The organism is Streptomyces sp. NPDC051217 (genome assembly GCF_044455465.1).
Lineage (GTDB): Bacteria > Actinomycetota > Actinomycetes > Streptomycetales > Streptomycetaceae > Streptomyces.
In genome coordinates this window covers 124,015-140,546 of sequence record NZ_JBITEV010000001.1, presented here as the reverse complement: position 1 = coordinate 140,546, position 16,532 = coordinate 124,015, and the positions used below count along the sequence as shown (strand labels likewise).

General features: G+C 70.7%; 14 protein-coding genes and 4 pseudogenes. 7 read left to right on the top strand and 11 right to left on the bottom strand.

Going from position 1 to position 16,532, the window contains the following annotated elements; all coding sequences use genetic code 11:
* Positions 1–203: 203 nt before the first annotated feature.
* Positions 204–1,616, bottom strand: coding sequence for a M28 family peptidase (locus ACIBBB_RS00705; protein WP_398978747.1), 1,413 nt, complete (start codon positions 1,614–1,616; stop codon positions 204–206).
* A 108-nt stretch (positions 1,617–1,724) separates the two neighbouring features.
* Positions 1,725–2,179 (bottom strand): annotated as a pseudogene (locus tag ACIBBB_RS00700) (ATP-binding protein).
* Between the two features lie 161 nt (positions 2,180–2,340).
* On the opposite strand from ACIBBB_RS00700, the pseudogene ACIBBB_RS00695 reads away from it, so the two are divergent.
* The 3 genes and pseudogenes from ACIBBB_RS00695 (at position 2,341) to ACIBBB_RS00685 (ending at position 4,150) form a co-directional block, all read left to right on the top strand.
* Positions 2,341–3,193 (top strand): annotated as a pseudogene (locus ACIBBB_RS00695) (helix-turn-helix domain-containing protein).
* Positions 3,190–3,438, top strand: coding sequence for a DUF397 domain-containing protein (locus ACIBBB_RS00690; protein ID WP_398977278.1), 249 nt, complete (start codon positions 3,190–3,192; stop codon positions 3,436–3,438). Before ACIBBB_RS00695 ends, ACIBBB_RS00690 begins: the two are co-directional and overlap by 4 nt.
* A 16-nt stretch (positions 3,439–3,454) precedes the next feature.
* Positions 3,455–4,150: a hypothetical protein gene (locus tag ACIBBB_RS00685; protein ID WP_398977276.1), complete on the top strand. Its 696-nt coding sequence runs from the start codon at positions 3,455–3,457 to the stop codon at positions 4,148–4,150.
* Here the strand turns inward: ACIBBB_RS00685 and msrB are convergent.
* From msrB to ACIBBB_RS00665, 4 genes and pseudogenes are all read right to left on the bottom strand, one after another.
* Positions 4,121–4,528: a peptide-methionine (R)-S-oxide reductase MsrB gene (msrB, locus tag ACIBBB_RS00680; RefSeq protein WP_398977274.1), complete on the bottom strand. Its 408-nt coding sequence runs from the start codon at positions 4,526–4,528 to the stop codon at positions 4,121–4,123. The two genes, ACIBBB_RS00685 and msrB, sit on opposite strands and share 30 nt — an antisense overlap.
* 18 nt (positions 4,529–4,546) lie before the next feature.
* Positions 4,547–5,947 carry a UDP-N-acetylmuramate--L-alanine ligase gene (gene murC / locus ACIBBB_RS00675; RefSeq protein WP_398977272.1) on the bottom strand — a complete coding sequence of 467 codons (1,401 nt, stop codon included), beginning with the start codon at positions 5,945–5,947 and terminating at the stop codon, positions 4,547–4,549.
* A 171-nt stretch (positions 5,948–6,118) separates the two neighbouring features.
* Positions 6,119–6,583, bottom strand: a pseudogene (locus tag ACIBBB_RS00670) (indole-3-glycerol phosphate synthase); the annotation flags it as partial.
* 126 nt (positions 6,584–6,709) lie between these two features.
* Positions 6,710–7,519, bottom strand: coding sequence for a pyrimidine reductase family protein (locus ACIBBB_RS00665; RefSeq protein ID WP_398977270.1), 810 nt, complete (start codon positions 7,517–7,519; stop codon positions 6,710–6,712).
* A gap of 286 nt (positions 7,520–7,805) precedes the next feature.
* Between ACIBBB_RS00665 and zapE the strand changes: the two genes are divergently transcribed.
* The 3 genes from zapE (at position 7,806) to ACIBBB_RS00650 (ending at position 10,900) form a co-directional block, all read left to right on the top strand.
* A complete protein-coding gene (gene zapE, locus ACIBBB_RS00660; protein ID WP_398978745.1) occupies positions 7,806–8,864 on the top strand; it encodes a cell division protein ZapE in 1,059 nt (352 codons plus the stop codon).
* An 82-nt stretch (positions 8,865–8,946) separates the two neighbouring features.
* Entirely contained in the window at positions 8,947–9,372 is a 426-nt protein-coding gene (locus ACIBBB_RS00655) for an OsmC family protein (protein ID WP_398977268.1), read from the top strand.
* A gap of 160 nt (positions 9,373–9,532) precedes the next feature.
* On the top strand, positions 9,533–10,900 hold the full coding sequence (locus tag ACIBBB_RS00650; RefSeq protein WP_398977266.1) for an alkaline phosphatase PhoX: 1,368 nt from the start codon (positions 9,533–9,535) through the stop codon (positions 10,898–10,900).
* 72 nt (positions 10,901–10,972) lie between these two features.
* On the opposite strand, the gene ACIBBB_RS00645 is transcribed toward ACIBBB_RS00650, so the two are convergent.
* From ACIBBB_RS00645 to ACIBBB_RS00635, 3 genes are all read right to left on the bottom strand, one after another.
* Positions 10,973–12,265, bottom strand: coding sequence for a S1 family peptidase (locus ACIBBB_RS00645; RefSeq protein WP_398977264.1), 1,293 nt, complete (start codon positions 12,263–12,265; stop codon positions 10,973–10,975).
* Between the two features lie 149 nt (positions 12,266–12,414).
* Positions 12,415–13,875: a flotillin family protein gene (locus ACIBBB_RS00640; RefSeq protein WP_398977262.1), complete on the bottom strand. Its 1,461-nt coding sequence runs from the start codon at positions 13,873–13,875 to the stop codon at positions 12,415–12,417.
* Positions 13,876–13,974: 99 nt separating this feature from the next.
* On the bottom strand, positions 13,975–14,484 hold the full coding sequence (locus ACIBBB_RS00635) for a hypothetical protein (protein ID WP_398977261.1): 510 nt from the start codon (positions 14,482–14,484) through the stop codon (positions 13,975–13,977).
* 155 nt (positions 14,485–14,639) lie between these two features.
* On the opposite strand from ACIBBB_RS00635, the gene ACIBBB_RS00630 reads away from it, so the two are divergent.
* Positions 14,640–15,479, top strand: a complete 840-nt coding sequence (locus ACIBBB_RS00630; RefSeq protein ID WP_398977259.1) for a polysaccharide deacetylase family protein — start codon at positions 14,640–14,642, stop codon at positions 15,477–15,479.
* A gap of 87 nt (positions 15,480–15,566) precedes the next feature.
* Here the strand turns inward: ACIBBB_RS00630 and ACIBBB_RS00625 are convergent, their stop codons facing one another.
* Entirely contained in the window at positions 15,567–15,722 is a 156-nt protein-coding gene (locus tag ACIBBB_RS00625) for a hypothetical protein (RefSeq protein ID WP_398977257.1), read from the bottom strand.
* 32 nt (positions 15,723–15,754) lie between these two features.
* A pseudogene (locus tag ACIBBB_RS00620) lies at positions 15,755–16,419 on the bottom strand (ABC transporter).
* Between the last annotated feature and the right edge of the window lie 113 nt (positions 16,420–16,532).

Below are 16,532 nucleotides of genomic sequence, written 5' to 3'. Positions count from 1 at the left end.
AAGGGCTGTCCGGCGGATCTTCGTGGATCTTCGTGGATCTGCCTGGGGCGTCTGGTGCGGTGCGTCGCAAGGTGGAGGCCCGTTCTCGTACTGGACTACGTCGGATGCCTCCGAGTCCGGCAACGAAGCGAGGCGCCGTGCCAGACGTCCCGGGCCCGCGAAGATCCGCCGGACAGGAACTGGGTCGGTTCAGTTCCGTCGGTTCAGTTCCCCGGCAGCGGGAAGGCGACCGGGCTGCGCTTACCGTCGCGGTTGACGGCCCGTACGCCGAAGAAGACATTGTCCTTGGACAGGTCCACCGTGTGCGTGGTCGTGAGGCCGACCTTGATCACATGGGTCCACTCGGAGTCCGTCGTCTCGCGCCACACCACCTCGTAGCCCGCCAGGTCCGGCTCCGTGCCCAACGCCCATTTCAGCTCGGTGTCGTTGGTGAGGTTGCTCGTGACGATCCGCGCCTCGCGCGGTGTGCCCGGCGCCTGCGCCAGGGTCCACAGCACCGCGCCGTTCACCCGCGTCACACGAGCGATGTAGTCGAAGTCGCAGAACTCGGGCAGGTCGCCGTACTGCTTGCCCCCCTCCACGCGTACGTCCTGGTGCTGGTGCGCGAAGTCCTCGGCGGGTTCGGTGAACCGGGCCGCCGGATAGCCCTGTTCGAGGAACGGGATGTGGTCGCCGCCGCGCAGATAACGGTCACGCCGGTAGACCACGCGGACGTTCATGCCCGTCGCGTCGTTGGATCCCACGTCGCTGACGAAGCGGGCGAGCTGCCGGGTCGCCGAGTCGTTCTCGCCGCCCACCGAGCGGCGGGTGCTGGCCTGTTGCGGGGTCTCGGACGACGGCACCCCCTCGGTGAAAAGGCGCACCGTGTACGGGTCTTTGGTGCCGTCGTCGGCGCGCGAGCTGCCGATGATGTCGTTGGTGAACATGCCCTGGATATCGGCGCCCGCCGCCTTGAACTGCTTGGCCGAGTACCCCGATCCGTAGAGGCCCTGCTCCTCACCGGCGACTGCGGCGAAGACGATCGTCGCCGCCGGGCGCCGCTTCGCCATCACCCGCGCCAGCTCCATCACGAGCGCCACACCTGACGCGTCGTCATCGGCGCCGGGCGAGTCGCTGGTCGCGTCCATGACGTCGGTGACCCGCGAGTCGTAGTGCCCGGCGACGACGTACACGCGGTCGGGATCGACCGAACCACGAAGCGTGGCGACGACGTTGGTGATGCGCGTCGCCACCGGGATGCGGGACGCGGGCTCCTGGATGTACGACTGGAGTTCGGCGGTCATCCGGCCGCCGGACACCGCCGCGTACTTCTTCATCTCGGCCAGGATCCAGTCACGCGCGGCGCCGATCCCGCGCTCGGGGTCGTCCTGGACCGACAGTGTGTGCCGGGTCCCGAAGGCGGCGAGCCGCCGTACGGTCGCCTCGATACGGTCCGCGTCGATCTCCTTGAGCAGCTTGCGCAATTCCCTGTCGGGCGCCTGGGCGGTGACGGCGCCCCCGCCGTGCCCCGGACCGCTTCCGCCGGGCGCGGCGGCGGCCTGTCCGGCGGAGGCGATCAGGGGTACCCCGGCGGCCGTCACGGCGGCCGAGGCGAGAACGGTTCTTCTACGCGGCATTCCAGCGGACTTCTCGGGCATGGAAAATCCCTTCCGAAACGATGAACCGGCGCTTCATCGTCATGGACAGGCCAACACCGCACAAGGCCCCCGCGACCGAACGTCCGTTCAGTGCGGAAGGTCCAGTTCCGCGCGTACGGTCTTGCCCACCCGCACCGGTCCACCACCTCCCACCGACTGGCCAGCGCCTCCACGATCAGCAGCCCACGCCCGGTACGCGCGTCGAGCGGCGGGGCGGGCGGCAGCTGCCCCGGACCCGGCGGCCGGCGCTCACCACGCGTGTCGGACACCTCGATCCGCAGGATGTCCGGCGCCGTCGCGAGCCGGAGCCCCAACTCGAAGTCCCGGCCGGGCACTCGGCCATGGGTCGCGGCGTTGGCCGCCAGCTCGGCGACGACGAGCGCGGCGGCCTCCGAGACCTCGGAGCCGTACGGGATGTTCCAGGCGTGCAGTTGATGGACAGCGAGGTGGCGGGCGAGCCGGGCGCCGAGGGGCGTGGAACTGAAACGCTGCGTGAACAGACGTACGGTGCCCAGTTGTTGGGGGGTGACGGGTGCGTTCATGGCACCAACGTCGAGGTCAGCGGGGTGATTGAGCCAGCTCACGAACCCGTACAACAGGTCAGCGTACGAGTACGGAGGGTAGACAGTGCGGGTCACTGTCCGTGAGCATTGCTGCGTTGTGGGTGACCGGCCAGGGACAGGTGCGCACGGGAGGCAGCCGTATGACTGACGGTGTGGGCGGTACGGGCGGAGGAGTGACGGGTGGCGAGGAACCGGAGACCTCGGACAGCCTTAAGGCGTTCGGCGCGGTGGTCAAGGCGTTTCGGAAACGGGCGAGGCTGACCCAGGAGGAGTTCGCCCCTCGGGTGCGGTATTCGGTACCGACGGTGGCCTCCATCGAACAGGGCCGCCGGTTCCCGACGCCGGAGTTCGTGGAGCGGGCGGAGGAAGTCCTCGACGCGTTCGGCGCGTTGCGGGGTGCGGCGAGACATCTGGCCCGGCAGCCGGGGCTGGCACGGTGGTTCCGCCAGTGGGCGAAGCTGGAGGCGGAGGCGCTGAGCCTCTACACGTACGAATGCCGGTTGATTCCGGGGCTTTGCAGACGGAGGCGTATGCGCGGAAGTTGTTCGTCAATCGGCTCCCTCCCTTGAGGGACGATCAGATCGAGACCCGCCTGCTGGCTCGACAGGAACGGCAGGCGCTGCTGCGGGACCGGCCGAACACCTCGTACAGCTTCATCCTCGAAGAGCACCTGTTTCATCGCGGTACAGGCGGGCCGGAGGCTACACGCGAGCTGATCGACAACACTCTCGCCCTCGCGGAACTGCGGAACATCGAGATCCAGATCATGCCGCTCGTCTGTGCTGACCACGCAGGCATGGACGGCCCGATGCGGCTGCTGGAGACCCGGACAACCGCTGGCTTGCCTACTGCGAAGGACAGGAAAGCGGACAGCTCATCACTGACGCGAAAGTGGTCAGCATGCTCCAGATGCGATATGCCAGGATGCGTTCACAGGCTCTCTCCCTCGTGGACTCCCTGAGCCTGCTGCGGCAGATGCGAGGAGCGGTATGAGCACCACAGACCTGACCTGGTTCAAGAGCAGCTACAGCGGAAGCTCCGGAGACGACTGTGTCGAAGTAGCCCTCTCCTGGCACAAGTCCACCTACAGCAGCGGCGATGGCGACTCCTGCGTCGAGGTCGCCGCCTGCCCCACCACCATCCACGTCCGCGACTCCAAGGTCACCGAGGGCCCCCAACTCGCCCTCGCCCCCGGCGCCTGGACCAGCTTCGTCACCTACGCGGCGGCCGAAGCCTGACGGGCGTCGTCCACCGATGGGAAGACGCAAGACCCGCCCAAGAGCCGCGGTCGCGGAACCTGTTCTGGAGATCTACGGCTCCGACGACTTCGTGCTCTGGGCAGTCAGCGACTCGGAGACGTACGGCTTCATGCCCCTCACCGGTGCGCTCAGACCCGCCGAGATCGGCACGGCGGTCATGCGCATCGCCCAGTACAACGACATCGACCCGGAGGACGACGACCGCCCACCCAGGCCGGCCGACCCGCTCGCGGGCTTCCTGCACGGGCTGCTCACCATGGACGATCTCTGCGCCCCAGGCGGCCTGAGATTCACTGACACTGCCTCCGGCACCGTCCTGCTGCCGGGGTGCTGCGCGGGGCTTGAGGAGTGGCGCGACTGGCTGTCGCTGGTGGACGGAGAGGGAGACAGGTCGGCGGGCTTCGGTCACGACCCGTCCCCGCTCGGCGAACGCCTGGGCGACACCGTCCGGTTGACCGTCGACGCCGAACTCGATGACAGCCCGGTGATCGAACTTCCCGTCGCCGAACTGCGCCGCCTGCTCGCGGACGTCGAGCGCGACCTCGCTGACTTCCTCGTGTCGGCCACGACGTGGGCGACCCGGCACCTGCCGGGCCACCACGCCACCCCTGTCGCCGCCGCGCTCTCGCGCGCCCTGGACCTGCCCGAGCCTCCGGAGGGCTCAGGCCTCGTCGGGGGTCAGCTTCAGTGAGATCGAGTTGATGCAGTAGCGCTGGTCCGTCGGTGTCGGGTAGCCCTCGCCCTCGAAAACGTGGCCCAGGTGCGACCCACAGCGGGAGCAGCGGACCTCCACGCGGACCATGCCCATCGTGCGGTCCTCGATCAGCTCGACCGCGTCGCTGTCCTTCGGGTCGTAGAAGGACGGCCAGCCGCAGTGCGACTCGAACTTCGTGTCCGAGCGGAACAGCTCCGCGCCGCACGCCCGACAGGAGTAGACGCCCTCCGTCTTGGTGTCCGTGTACTCACCGACGAAGGCGGGCTCGGTGCCCGCCTGGCGCAGCACCCGGTACTCGGCCGGGGACAGTTCCTCGCGCCACTGCTCGTCGGGCTTGTCGATGTCGTACGCCATGACTTCCTCTCTCGCTCCTCAGTGGGACAGACGGGCCAGGATCTCCGGACCGAGGTCCGTGACGTCACCCGCCCCCATGGTGAGAACGAGATCCCCGGGCCTCGCCATTCCCGCCACCGCCTCGGGCACCGCGCTCTTGTCGGACACGGCGTGGACGTCCGCGCCCGCCAGCACCGCCGCCTCGATGATCAGTGCGCTGGTGATGCCGGGGATCGGGTCCTCGCGGGCCGGGTAGATGTCCAGCACCACCGACGCGTCGGCCAGGGCGAGGGCCTGGCCCATCTCCGTACCCAGCTCCTGCGTGCGCGAGAAGAGATGCGGCTGGAAGACGACGAGCAGCCGGGAGCCGGGCTCGGCGGCGGCGCGCATCGCCTCCAGGTCGGCGGTCATCTCGGTGGGGTGGTGCGCGTACGAGTCGATGACCTGCACGCCGTTCGCCTCGCCCTTGAGCTGGAGGCGGCGCTTGACTCCGGTGTACTTGCCGAGCGCGGAGGCGAGGTTGTGCGCGGGGACGCCGAGCGCGACGCCCGCCGCGAGGGCGGCCACCGCGTTGTGGGCGTAGTGGCGGCCGGGGACCGAGACGGTGAAGGTGAGGAAGCGGCCGGCCAGGACGACGGTGACCTCGCTGGTCAGACCTCGTGGGGTGACCTTGTGGACGCGTACGTCGGCGTCCGCCGCCTCGCCGTACGTCACGACCTTGATCGTGGAGAGGTCGCGCACCTTCGCGGTCAGCTCGACCGCGCCGGGCTGGTCGGCGGCGACGACCAGTGTGCCGCCGGGGACGATCTTGCCGACGAACGTCTCGAAGGACTCGTAGATCTCGTCCATGGAGGCGTAGTTGGCGTGATGGTCCAGCTCGACGTTGAGGACGATCGCGACCTCGGGGTCGTACTTCTGGAAGCTCCGGTCGCTTTCGTCCGCCTCGGCGACGAAGATGTCCCCCTCGCCGTGACGGGCGTTGGTGCCGGGCCCCTCCAGGTCGCCGCCGATGGCGTACGACGGGTCGAGGCCCAGCTCCGTGAGGGCGACGGCCAGCATGGAGGTCGTCGTCGTCTTGCCGTGCGTACCGGCGACGGCGATGGACCGCAGGCCGCCGCCCATCAGGGCGGCGAGCGCGTCGGAGCGGTGTACGACCGGGACGGACAGCTCGGCGGCCCGTACCAGCTCCGGGTTGTCCGCCCGGATCGCGCTGGAGACGACCACGCACGACGCGTCGTCGGCGAGGTGCTCCGCCGCGTGGCCGATGTGGACCGTGGCGCCGAGGGCTCGCAGGGCCTCGGCGGTGCCGGACTCCTTCGAGTCACTGCCCGCGACCTTCGCACCGCGCTGGGTGAGGATCTTGGCGATACCCGACATTCCGGCGCCGCCGATGCCGATGAAGTGCGGCCGTTCCATGGCGGTGGGGATACCGGGTGCCATAGGTGTTCTCCCAGGTGGTGCGGTGAGGGTGCGCGTTTTCGCGGGCCGACGGCCGAGTGCCGCCGGCGGTCCCCCAGCCTATTCGCTCCGGCCCGCCCCCTTGGTCTCCCCCTCGGTCCTGCCACGGGCGCTGTCGCCGTTCTGTGCGCGCCCCGCGGTGTCGTCGTCGGCGCTGTGCGCGAAGAGTTTGAGCACGGGCACACCGACCTTGTGACGTGCGCGCGATGCCCAGTCGCGGTGGAAGAACTCCTCCACGTAGTGGGGCTCGGTGAGCACGATCACCTCGTCGGCGGCCGCCTCCTCCACCACCGACTTGAGGTGGTCGAGCGGGTGCTTCTCGACCACCACGCCGTTGGCCGTGCGGCCCGCGGCTCTCAGTGCGCCCAGCGAGTGCGCCAGCGCCATCTCGGCGGGACCGCGGGCCTCGGCGCCCTCGGGCTCGTCGCCCTCGCGGCCGGCCTCTCTCAGCTCGCCGAACGCGACGTCGTCGATGGCTCGCAGCAGCGCGTCGGCCTGGTCGCCGCGGGGCTGCATGAGCACGATGAAGCGGACGTCCTCGTCGCCGTGGAGCGTGGTGACAAATTCGACGTCCATGGACGACAAGGGCTTCTCGATCATCAATACGCTTGTGAACACGACAGGCGCCCTTCGTCGTTCAGGGGCCTCTACGGCCCGCTGCGGAAACCATCCTTCCCCGTGTCCGCACGGGGTCTGCGTGAGTAAGTGTGCCCAGCGGAAGCTAACCGGAACGGCGAATTCCGCTCAATGTCGGATCCGACGGTACCGAGTGAAAAGGAACCCCGCCTCCTCCATCACCGCCGCCAGGCCGAAGCGCTCGGGGTCCGGCAGCCCCGGTCCGCCGGTGATGCGCTGAGCGTCGCCGACCGTGAGCAGGGGCGCGACCGTCAGGCAGAGTTCGTCCAGTACGCCGGAGGCCACGAACTGGCCGAGCAGCCGGGGTCCTCCCTCGGCAAGCTGCCGTACGAGACCCATTTCCGCCAGGGCCCCGACCGCCCGGTCCGGGTCGACGCCCGGCCCGTCCCCGGCGATCAGCACCCGCGCACCCGCCTTCTCCGCGTCGCGGACGCGGTCGGGGGACGCGGCGGCGCCGGTCAGGACCAGGGTCTGTACGACGGGCGAGGTGAAGAGGGGGAGCGAGAAGTCCAGATTCAGGCTCGCGGTGACGACGGCGATCGCGGGTGCGGCCGGCTGCCCGGCGGCGGCGCGGCGCCCGGCGAAAGCGTCGCGTGCGCGGGCGGGTCGGTAGCCCTCCAGGCGAACCGTTTCCGCACCGACGAGGACGACATCGGCGAGCCCTCGCAAGGTGCCGAAGATCCGCATGTCGGCATCGGAGGAGATCCCCTGCGAGCGCCCGTCGTGCTGGGCGGCGCCGTCGAGCGTGGAGACCATGTTGGCGCGCAGCCAGTGCGGGGCGGTACGCGGAGCGCCGGGGTTCACGGTGGGGTACGCGTACGCCTCGGCCAGCTCGTCCAGCGTCCACTCACGGTCCACGAGGTCCTCGGGGCGGCCGCCGGTCGCGGTCGGATCGGTCACGGGGAAGAGGCGTCGCATGCGCAGCAGTCTGACACGCGCGGTCGCACGCCGTCGGGCGCCGTGTGGCCCGCGCGCCGGTCCGGGCGGGGTGTGCGGCGCGAACCTGTGCGAACGGCCCCCACGGGGTGCCCGCGTCCGGAAACCCTGCCCGCGGCAACGGCCACCGGCGCGGGACGGGTGGTCGGCACACGCTCTACAGTGGGACAACGTGTCAGCCTCCCCCGCCGAACCGGCGTCCACCTCCGGCGCCTCCGCCTCCGCCTCCGCCGCTCCAGCTCCCGCTCCCGCGGTCGGACCGGTCTCGCTGTGCGCGCGGGAGCCGCGGGTCGACGCAGGGCGGCTGGTCGCCGAGATGGTCCCGCCGCCGCGCTTCGACTCGGCGCGTTTCGCCACGTACGTCCCCGACCCGGGCCGGCCCGGTCAGGCCGAGGCCGTCACCGTACTGAGCACGTTCGCCGCCGGACTCGGCGCCGCGCCCGGCACCGGACAGGGCAAGCGGCGCTGGTTCGGCAGGAAGCCCGAGGCGGCCGGCACCGCCCCCCGCGGCGTCTACCTCGACGGCGGTTACGGCGTCGGCAAGACCCATCTCCTCGCCTCCCTCTGGCACGCCACCCCGGCCGCCCCCGAAGAGAAGGCGTTCGGCACCTTCGTGGAGCTGACGAATCTCGTCGGCGCGCTCGGTTTCCAGCAGACCGTACGGACCCTCGGCGGCCACCGGCTGCTCTGCATCGACGAGTTCGAGCTGGACGACCCGGGCGACACCGTCCTCGTATCGAGCCTGCTGAGCCGGCTCGTGGAGGCGGGCGTGGCGCTCGCCGCGACCTCCAACACCCTGCCCGGCAAGCTCGGCGAGGGCCGCTTCGCCGCCGCGGACTTCATGCGGGAGATCCAGGGACTCTCCGCGCGCTTCCGCCCCCTGCGTATCGACGGCGAGGACTACCGGCACCGGGGACTGCCCGAGGCCCCCGCCCCGCTCACCACCGAGCAGGTGACACGCGCCGCGCACGCGACCGCGCGGGCGACCGGGGCCGGGGCCGGAGCCGCCAGCCTGGACGACTTCCCCGCTCTCCTCGCCCACCTCGCCACCGTCCACCCCAGCCGCTACGGTGCGCTGACGGAAGGTCTGCGGGTGGCCTGCTTCACGGACGTGGGCCCGGTGCCCGACCAGTCGACGGCGCTGCGCCTCGTCGTCCTGGCCGACCGGCTCTACGACCGGGCGATACCGGTTCTCGCCTCCGGGCTGCCCTTCGACCGGCTTTTCGGCGAAGAGATGCTGAACGGCGGCTACCGGAAGAAGTACTTCCGTGCGATCTCCCGTCTCACCGCCCTGGCACGCGACGCGAAGAGCGTGATCGCCGAGTAAGTTCGGTGCCGTAACGATGTGCGGTGCGTGAGGTGCGTTCGATCAGCTCCCGCGTGCCCGATACAGAAGGGTTCCCATCACCATGGCTACCACGCGCCAGGCACACACCGTCTGGGAAGGCGACCTCCTCAAGGGCGGTGGCGTCGTCACCTTCGACTCCTCCGGCATCGCCGACCAGCCGGTTTCCTGGGCCTCCCGCGCCGAGCAGGCGAACGGCAAGACCAGCCCGGAGGAGCTGATCGCCGCCGCTCACTCCAGCTGCTTCTCGATGGCCCTGTCCAACGGTCTCGCCAAGGCCGGCACCCCGCCGACCAGGCTGAACACCCAGGCCGACGTCACGCTGGTGCCCGGCACCGGCATCACCGGCGTCCACATCACGGTGCAGGGTGAGGTCGCGGGGATCGACGAGGCGGACTTCGTCAAGGCCGCCGAGGACGCGAAGGCCAACTGCCCGGTCAGCCAGGCGCTCGCGGGCACGAGCATCACGCTCACCGCCACGCTGGCCTGATCAGAGGTCTCCCCCTGTTCCGCCGGTCCGCTGATCTCCTCTGATCCGCTGATCCCTCAGGACGCATAAGGCCCAGTGGCCCGCACAGTTCACGTGTGCACTACACCCGTGATACACCGTGCGGGTCACGTCTCTGTCCGCCAACAGGGAGTTGCCTTTTATGTCCGCAACACGACGTCAGGTTCTGGCCACCGGAGCATCGGTGGCCGGAATCGCATTCACCGGAGCGGTGTCGGAGCTGTTCGCCGGCACCGCTGTCGCACAGGAAATGGGACGCAGCGGCTACGGCCCGCTCGTACCCGACCCCGACGGTCTGCTGGATCTGCCGAAGGGTTTCCGTTACCGCGTCCTGTCCAGAACGGGCGACGCACTCCGTTCGGGAGAGGGCGAAGTCCCCAGCAATCCCGACGGTATGGCCGCCTTCGCCGGCCGGCGCGGGCGCGTCCACCTCGTCCGTAACCACGAGAACCGGGCCGACGGCAAGATCGGCGTACCGACCGTCGACGGCCTGACCTACGACCCGATGGGCAAGGGCGGCTGTACGGCGCTCGAACTCGACGGGCGAAATCACGTGATCGGCGAACGCGTCGCCATCGCCGGCACCGCTGTCAACTGCGCGGGCGGGCCCACGCCTTGGGGCACCTGGCTCACCTGCGAGGAGACCGAGGACAAGGCCGGCACCAACGGCTACACCAAGGACCACGGCTTCATCTTCGAGGTCGACGGCGCGGATCCGCACCGCAGCGGAGCCGTACCGCTGAAGGCGATGGGCCGCTTCCAGCACGAGGCGATCGCGATCGACCCGCGTGAAGGCGTCGTGTACGAGACGGAGGACGCGTTCGAGAAGCCCTTCGGGCTCTTCTACCGCTTCCTGCCCGAGAAGCCGCGCGGCGGCCTCGGCTCGCTGCGCGCGGGCGGCACGCTGGAGGCCATGCGTGTCCCCGGCGTACCCGACCTGTCGGCCGTCCAGGAGCCGGGCGCGAGCTTCGACCGTATCGAGTGGGTGCCGGTCCCGGACACGCAGGCGAAGGAGACGCCCATCCGGCTCCAGGACTTCGACAAGAAGGGCATCACGCATGCCCAGAAGCTGGAGGGCTGCTACTGGGGCGACGGGTCCGTCTACTTCGTGTCGAGCTTCGCGAAGAGCGCGGAGGGCTCGGCGGCCGACCACTACGGACAGGTGTGGAAGTACGAACCGCGTCGGCGTCGGCTCACACTGGTGATCGCCTTCGGCCCGGACACCGACATCCAGATGCCCGGCGAGTCCCCCGACAACATCTGCCTCGCGCCCAGCGGCGGTCTGATGGTGTGTGAGGACGGCGGTGGCGCGCAGCATGTGTACGGGCTGACGCGGGACGGCGAGCTGTACGAGATGGCGCGCGGGGCGCAGAACATCGGGACGCCCGAGGAGCCGGAGTGGGGTGAGTTCGCGGGGGTCACGTTCGCGCCGGACGGCGAGACGATGTATGTGAACTGCTACACGCCGGGTACGACGTTCGCGGTCACGGGGCCTTGGCTCCGGAGCTGACGCGATGACCGGTTGATCCCCGGTCGCCGGACGGGGGCATCGCGCCCGTCCGGCGACCGAGGCCGAGTCCGGTCAGTGGTCGCGCCCGGCCTCCACGCCGTCGTCGCCGACGCCGACGCCGTTGCCGAGCCCGTTGTCGTTGCCACTGCCGTCGTCGGCAGCCCCGGCACCGCCGTCGTCGGCGGCACCGCCGGCATCATCCGCGCCGCCCGCCTCGCCCGCGCCGCCCGCGCCGATCTCCGCGCCCACCGCGGCCAGCGCCGTCGAGACCGGCTGGAAGAACGTCTCGCCGCCCGACGTGCAGTCACCGCTGCCGCCCGACGTCAGGCCGATCGCCGTACCGTCCGCCGTGAACAGCGGGCCGCCGCTGTCGCCCGGCTCCGCGCAGACGTTGGTCTGGATGAGGCCGCTGACGGAGCCCTCCGCGTAGTTCACGGTGGCGCCCAGCCCGGTGACCGAACCGTCCGCGAGCCCGGTGGTGCTGCCCATCCGGACGACCTCCAGACCCACGGCCGCCTCGCCCGCCTGCCCGATCGGCAGGGTCTGCCCGTCACCGAGGTCCACCTCGCTGGGCGCCGCGGTGGCCGGGTCGTCGTACGTCACGAGCGCGAAGTCTCCGTCGCCGGGGAACGTCGCGGCCTGGACCGTACCGACGGGCGCGCCGTTCTGCTCCTCGGACCACTGCTCGGCCGCGACACCGCAGTGCCCGGCGGTGAGGAATCCGGGTGTGCCGTCCTGCGTGGTGACGTTGAAGCCGAGCGAGCAGCGGGCTCCGCCGCCGAAGATGGCGTCGCCGCCCTCCAGGAACGGTTTGAACTCGCCCGCCGACTTCTGGATACGGGCCATGCCGTCGCCCAGCGAGGCCACGGTCGACTCCAGGGTGTCCCAGCGCTCACCGGTGACCGTGGTGTCGGCGGTGACGAGGATCTGGTTGGTCCGGGGGTCGACGGCCCACGCGGTGCCGGGGATGGTGGCGTCCCGGCTCAACGTGCCTGTGGCGGACCGGAGTTCACCCATGCTGTGCTCAACGCTTCTCGCCACGGCACCGGCGTCGCGCACCCGCTCGGTCGCGTCGCCGTCGCTGTCGCCGCCGTCCGCGACATTCACCACGACCTGCTTCTTCTGCGTGTCGTAGTACGCCCCCGCGTAGTCGTCGCCGAGCTGTGAGGACAGCCGCGCGACGAGCTCCGGCGCCGAAGCGGCGCTGACCGTCTTCGCGTTCCGCCCGGCGCCGCCGCCCGCACCGTCGTCCGTGCCGGACTGTGACGCGTTGGCGTTCGGCAGCAGGATGGCCGCTGCCGCGACACCCACCGCCCCGGCTCCCGCGAGTACCGCCTTGCTCTTGGATATTCGCCTGTGACTCAACTCGTCGCCTCCTGTGGGGGATTACGGAGTCCGACCCCTTGATACGGGCGGTACGGGAGTTGTGTTCAGCGGGCGCGACAGAAGACATGCGAGGGGTCGGCCGGACAGCGGTCCGGCCGGCCCCTCGGGTACAGCGCGCTGACGATCCGTCAGCCGCTTATCTCCATCTTCTTGTCGCTCTCCGACGACTTGGCCACCTTGGTCCCGGGCGCGGCCCCGGCCCTGGCCGGCTCCCCCGAACCCGTACGCGCCGACAGGCTCTTGAGCACCTCCGCGATGTCGACGCCGGTGGTCGACGTGAGCAGTTCCATGCCCTGCGCGACGTTGTCGGTGACCGTCCGCGAGAGCCGGCTCGCGCCGTCCGTGGAGATGACGGTGAGCTTGTCGATGGCGCTCAGCGGCTCCGCCGCCTTGCCGACGACGGCGGGCAGCACCTCGACGAGCATCTGGAGCACGGCCGCGTCGCCGTACTGCGCGAACGCGTCGGCCTTCTTCTGCATCGCCCCGGCCTCGGCGGTACCGCGCGCCGCGATGGCGTCGGCCTCCGCCACACCCTCGATCCGTACCGCCTCGGCGAGCGCCGCACGGCGCAGCTTCTCGCCCTCACCGGTGAGCCGCGACCGCTCGGCGTCCGCCTCGGCCTCCTTGACCTGCGCGATCCTGCGGGCCTCCGCCTCCTGCTCGGCCTGGTAGCGGGCGGCGTCGGCCGGCTTACGTACCTGGGTGTCGAGCTGACGATCCGTCAGCGCCGCCTGACGCTGCGCCACCTTCTCCTGCTCGCCGAGGACTTCCTGCTGGCGCGCGGCCTCGGCGAGCGGTCCCGCCGCGTTGGCCCTGGCCTTGGCCGCCTCGGTCTCGACCTTGATCTCGGCCTGCTTCAGAAAGAAGGTCCGCTCGGCCACCGCGATCTCCTCGGCGGCCTTGAGCCTGGCCTGCTCGGAGGCCCGCTTGGCGATCGCCTCGGCGATGTCCGCCTCCTGCCGGGCGCGGGCGGCCTCGGGCCGGCCCAGGTCCTCCAGGTACGAGCCCTCGGTGGTGATGTCCTGGATCTGGAAGGCGTCCAGGATCAGGCCCTGCCCGGAGAGGCTCGCCTCGGCCTCCTCGGCGACCTGACCGGCGAAGGCGGCGCGGTCGCGGATGATGTCCTCGACGGCCATCCGGCCGACGATGGCGCGCAGCGCACCGGAGAGTACTTCCTGGGTGAAGCCGACGATGCCCTTCTGCTGCCGCAGGAAGCGCTGGGCGGCGGCGCGGATGGCGTCCTCGTTGCCGCCGACCTTGACGATGGCGACGCCTTCCAGATGCGCCTTGACGCCGCGCAGCGTCACCGCGCCCCGGACCGCGACCGGGATGTGCCGGCTGGACAGGTCGAGCGTGAACTTCTGCTGGACGAAGGGGACGACGAAGACGCCGCCGCCCACCACGACCTTCTGGCCGCTGTTGTCGGTACTGACCCGGCCGGTGACCGGGTCCGTGGACGACTTGCCCCGGCGGCCGGTGATGATGAAGGCCTCGCTGGGGCCCGCGACCTTGTAGCGGGTGATGACGACGAGACCGAGGAGGACGAGAAGTACGACGACTCCCGCCACCGCGATGATCACTGGACTCATATGGTTGCCCCCTGTTGACGTACGAGCTGTCGGCGCCGCACTTGTGGGACGCCGGTCGCTGAGCGGTGGTTCGGCGGCTCGGTGACTCGGTGCCGGAAATCAGCGCTCGACGGGACGGACGCCGACCGAGGTGGACGACAGGGTCGACTCCACCCAGATCTCGGCGCCCCGCGCCAGGGGCACCGTGCTCTTCGCGGCGAACTTCACGGGCTGGCCCGCCACCCGGAGCATCACCTCGCCGTAGCCGTCGACGGGAATGGCCGTGACCACGGACCCCGATGTGCCGAGGAGATCCGCTCCCCGTGGCGTGGCGTCCGTCTGGTCGCGCATCAGCACCCGGCTGAGTTTCCAGGCCAGCCAGCCGGTGACGGCACCGGCGAGAGCGCCCGCGGCGATGGCGGGGCCGGCCCCGAGGTCGGTCGTACCGAGCACGATCGCGCCGCCGAACCCCAGCATCGCGACGAATCCCGCGACGACGGGAAGCGACAGCAGGCCCGCGAACAGGCCGTCGAGCACTCCGCCGAACAGGCCCTCGAAGATTCCGTCGAAAATCAGCGCCACGGCGAGCAGGACAACACCCGCGATACCGAGACCGAGAAACACATCCATGGGTCGCCCCTCCCCCGGCTCTCGCCGGTCCCCCTTGAACCCTTGAATGGGAGGAAAATTTTCTCACGGTCCGTCAGGGCGGAGCAGTGCCGGGTTCCGGCAATCTTCGAGCGCCGAAACAGCAGGATGAACATTTAGTCATATATTTTCCCTGTATGCCTACATACGCACCACGACTGCTGCCCCTCGCCCTGCTGGGAACCGTCCTCGTGGGATGCGCCGGCGACAGCGACACGCGCCTGGCCCCCGCCCCCTCGACCAGACCCGCGACGCACCAGCCGGCCGGGCCGGAACGCCCGGCGACCACCCCGGTCTTCCTCCGCGCCGCGGACCCCCCGGGCAAGGTCCGTACCGGAACGGCCGCCAAGACCGTCGCGCTCACGTTCGACGCCGACATGACGTCCGACCAGGGAGCCCGCGCCGCCCGCGGCGAACGCTTCGACAACCCGACCCTGATCTCCTCGCTGCGCCGCCTCGAAGTCCCCTCGACGATCTTCATGACGGGCCGGTGGGCGGAGGAGTACCCGTTCCAGGCGAGAGAGATCGGCTCCGACCCCCTGTTCGAGGTCGCGAACCACTCGTACAGCCACCACTCCTTCACGGCCGACTGCCACGGGCTGCCGGTACTCCCCGAGAAGGACATGGCCGCCGACGTGGAGCGGGCCTTCGGCGCGTTCCGCAGGGCCGGGGTACGCCAGGTGGTGCCGTACTTCCGCTTCCCCGGCGGCTGTTACGACCGGTCGACGCTACGGGCCCTGGCCCCGGCGGGCCTGACGGCGGTCCAGTGGGACGTAGTGAGCGGCGACGCCTTCGCCACGGACCCGGAGGAGGTGGCGGAGCAGGTACTCGCGGAGGTACGGCCCGGCTCGCTGGTGGTCATGCACTGCACGACGAGCGCGGCACCGGTGACGGACGAGGCGGTCCGGATGATCGTGCCGGCGCTGCGCGAGCGCGGCTACCGCTTCGTCAAGGTGTCGGAGCTGATGAAGGGGTGAGCGGTGACCCCCGCGGATCGCCGGTCAGGCCCGGCGACGCGGAGTGGAGGGGCAAGGGCGAACTGCGGCTCGATCCGGTGCACAGCACTACCCCGAGCAGGCATTCCGCTGGGCCTCGTGCCATTCGCAGACCGGGCACAGCGTGCTGCCCTTGGTCGATTCCGGGTACTCGGTCGGCTCGCCGCAGTGCACACAGTCCGCGTACACGACGGACTCGGCAGCAGCGGTGACGTCGTCTCCCATGGCGTCGAGCGTACTGAACCACGCCGCCGGGGTCAGCCGCGCCGGACACCCAGGACGCAGACCGCCCCGGCGGCCACGGCCGCCACCAGCGCGGCGGCGGCCAGGGACAGGCCGGGGGTGTGGATCACACCCGTACGGGAGCCGGTCACCAGACCGCTGACGGCGGCCTTCGCCGGGGAGCCGGTGGTCACCAGTGCCGGCAGCGCGAAGAGCGCGGTCAGCGCGAGCGACCAGCCCCGGCCGCGCAGGAGCGGGCGGGAGCACAGTGCGCCGACCGTGGCGCCGATCAGGAGACAGACCAGGGCCGCGAGCAGGCCCGCCGTCCCGGCGGGCAGCGGCGCCACCTCCACGAGGCCGTCCGCGCTCTTCGGGTCACTGACGGCCGTGACGATCACCGTGCCGACGACGCCGAGCGCGCCCGCGCAGGCCGCCGCGGCGAGCAGTGCGGCGAGATGTGCGCGGGCATGCCGGAAGCGGCCGCCGTGACGGCCCGCGCCGCGTCCGGTTCCTGTGTGGTGCAGATCCGGACCAGCCAGGCGGTGACCGGCAGCAGCGCGGCGGCGACACCGAGGGAGTCGAGCACCGGCTCGCCGCCCTGGACGCCGACGGCGAGGAAGATCCCGTAGAGCAGGACCGGCGGGAGCCAGCGCTGCGAGCGCAGCAGCATGGCGGCGTGGTAGCGGAACAGTGCGGTCATGAAGTGGCGTGCCCCGTCGTGCTCGACGTGCTCGACGCGTTCCGTTCGACCGGAGCCGGCGCGCGTACCTCTCGGATGTGCCAGGGCGGGCGCGCGGCGAGCAGCGCGCAGCA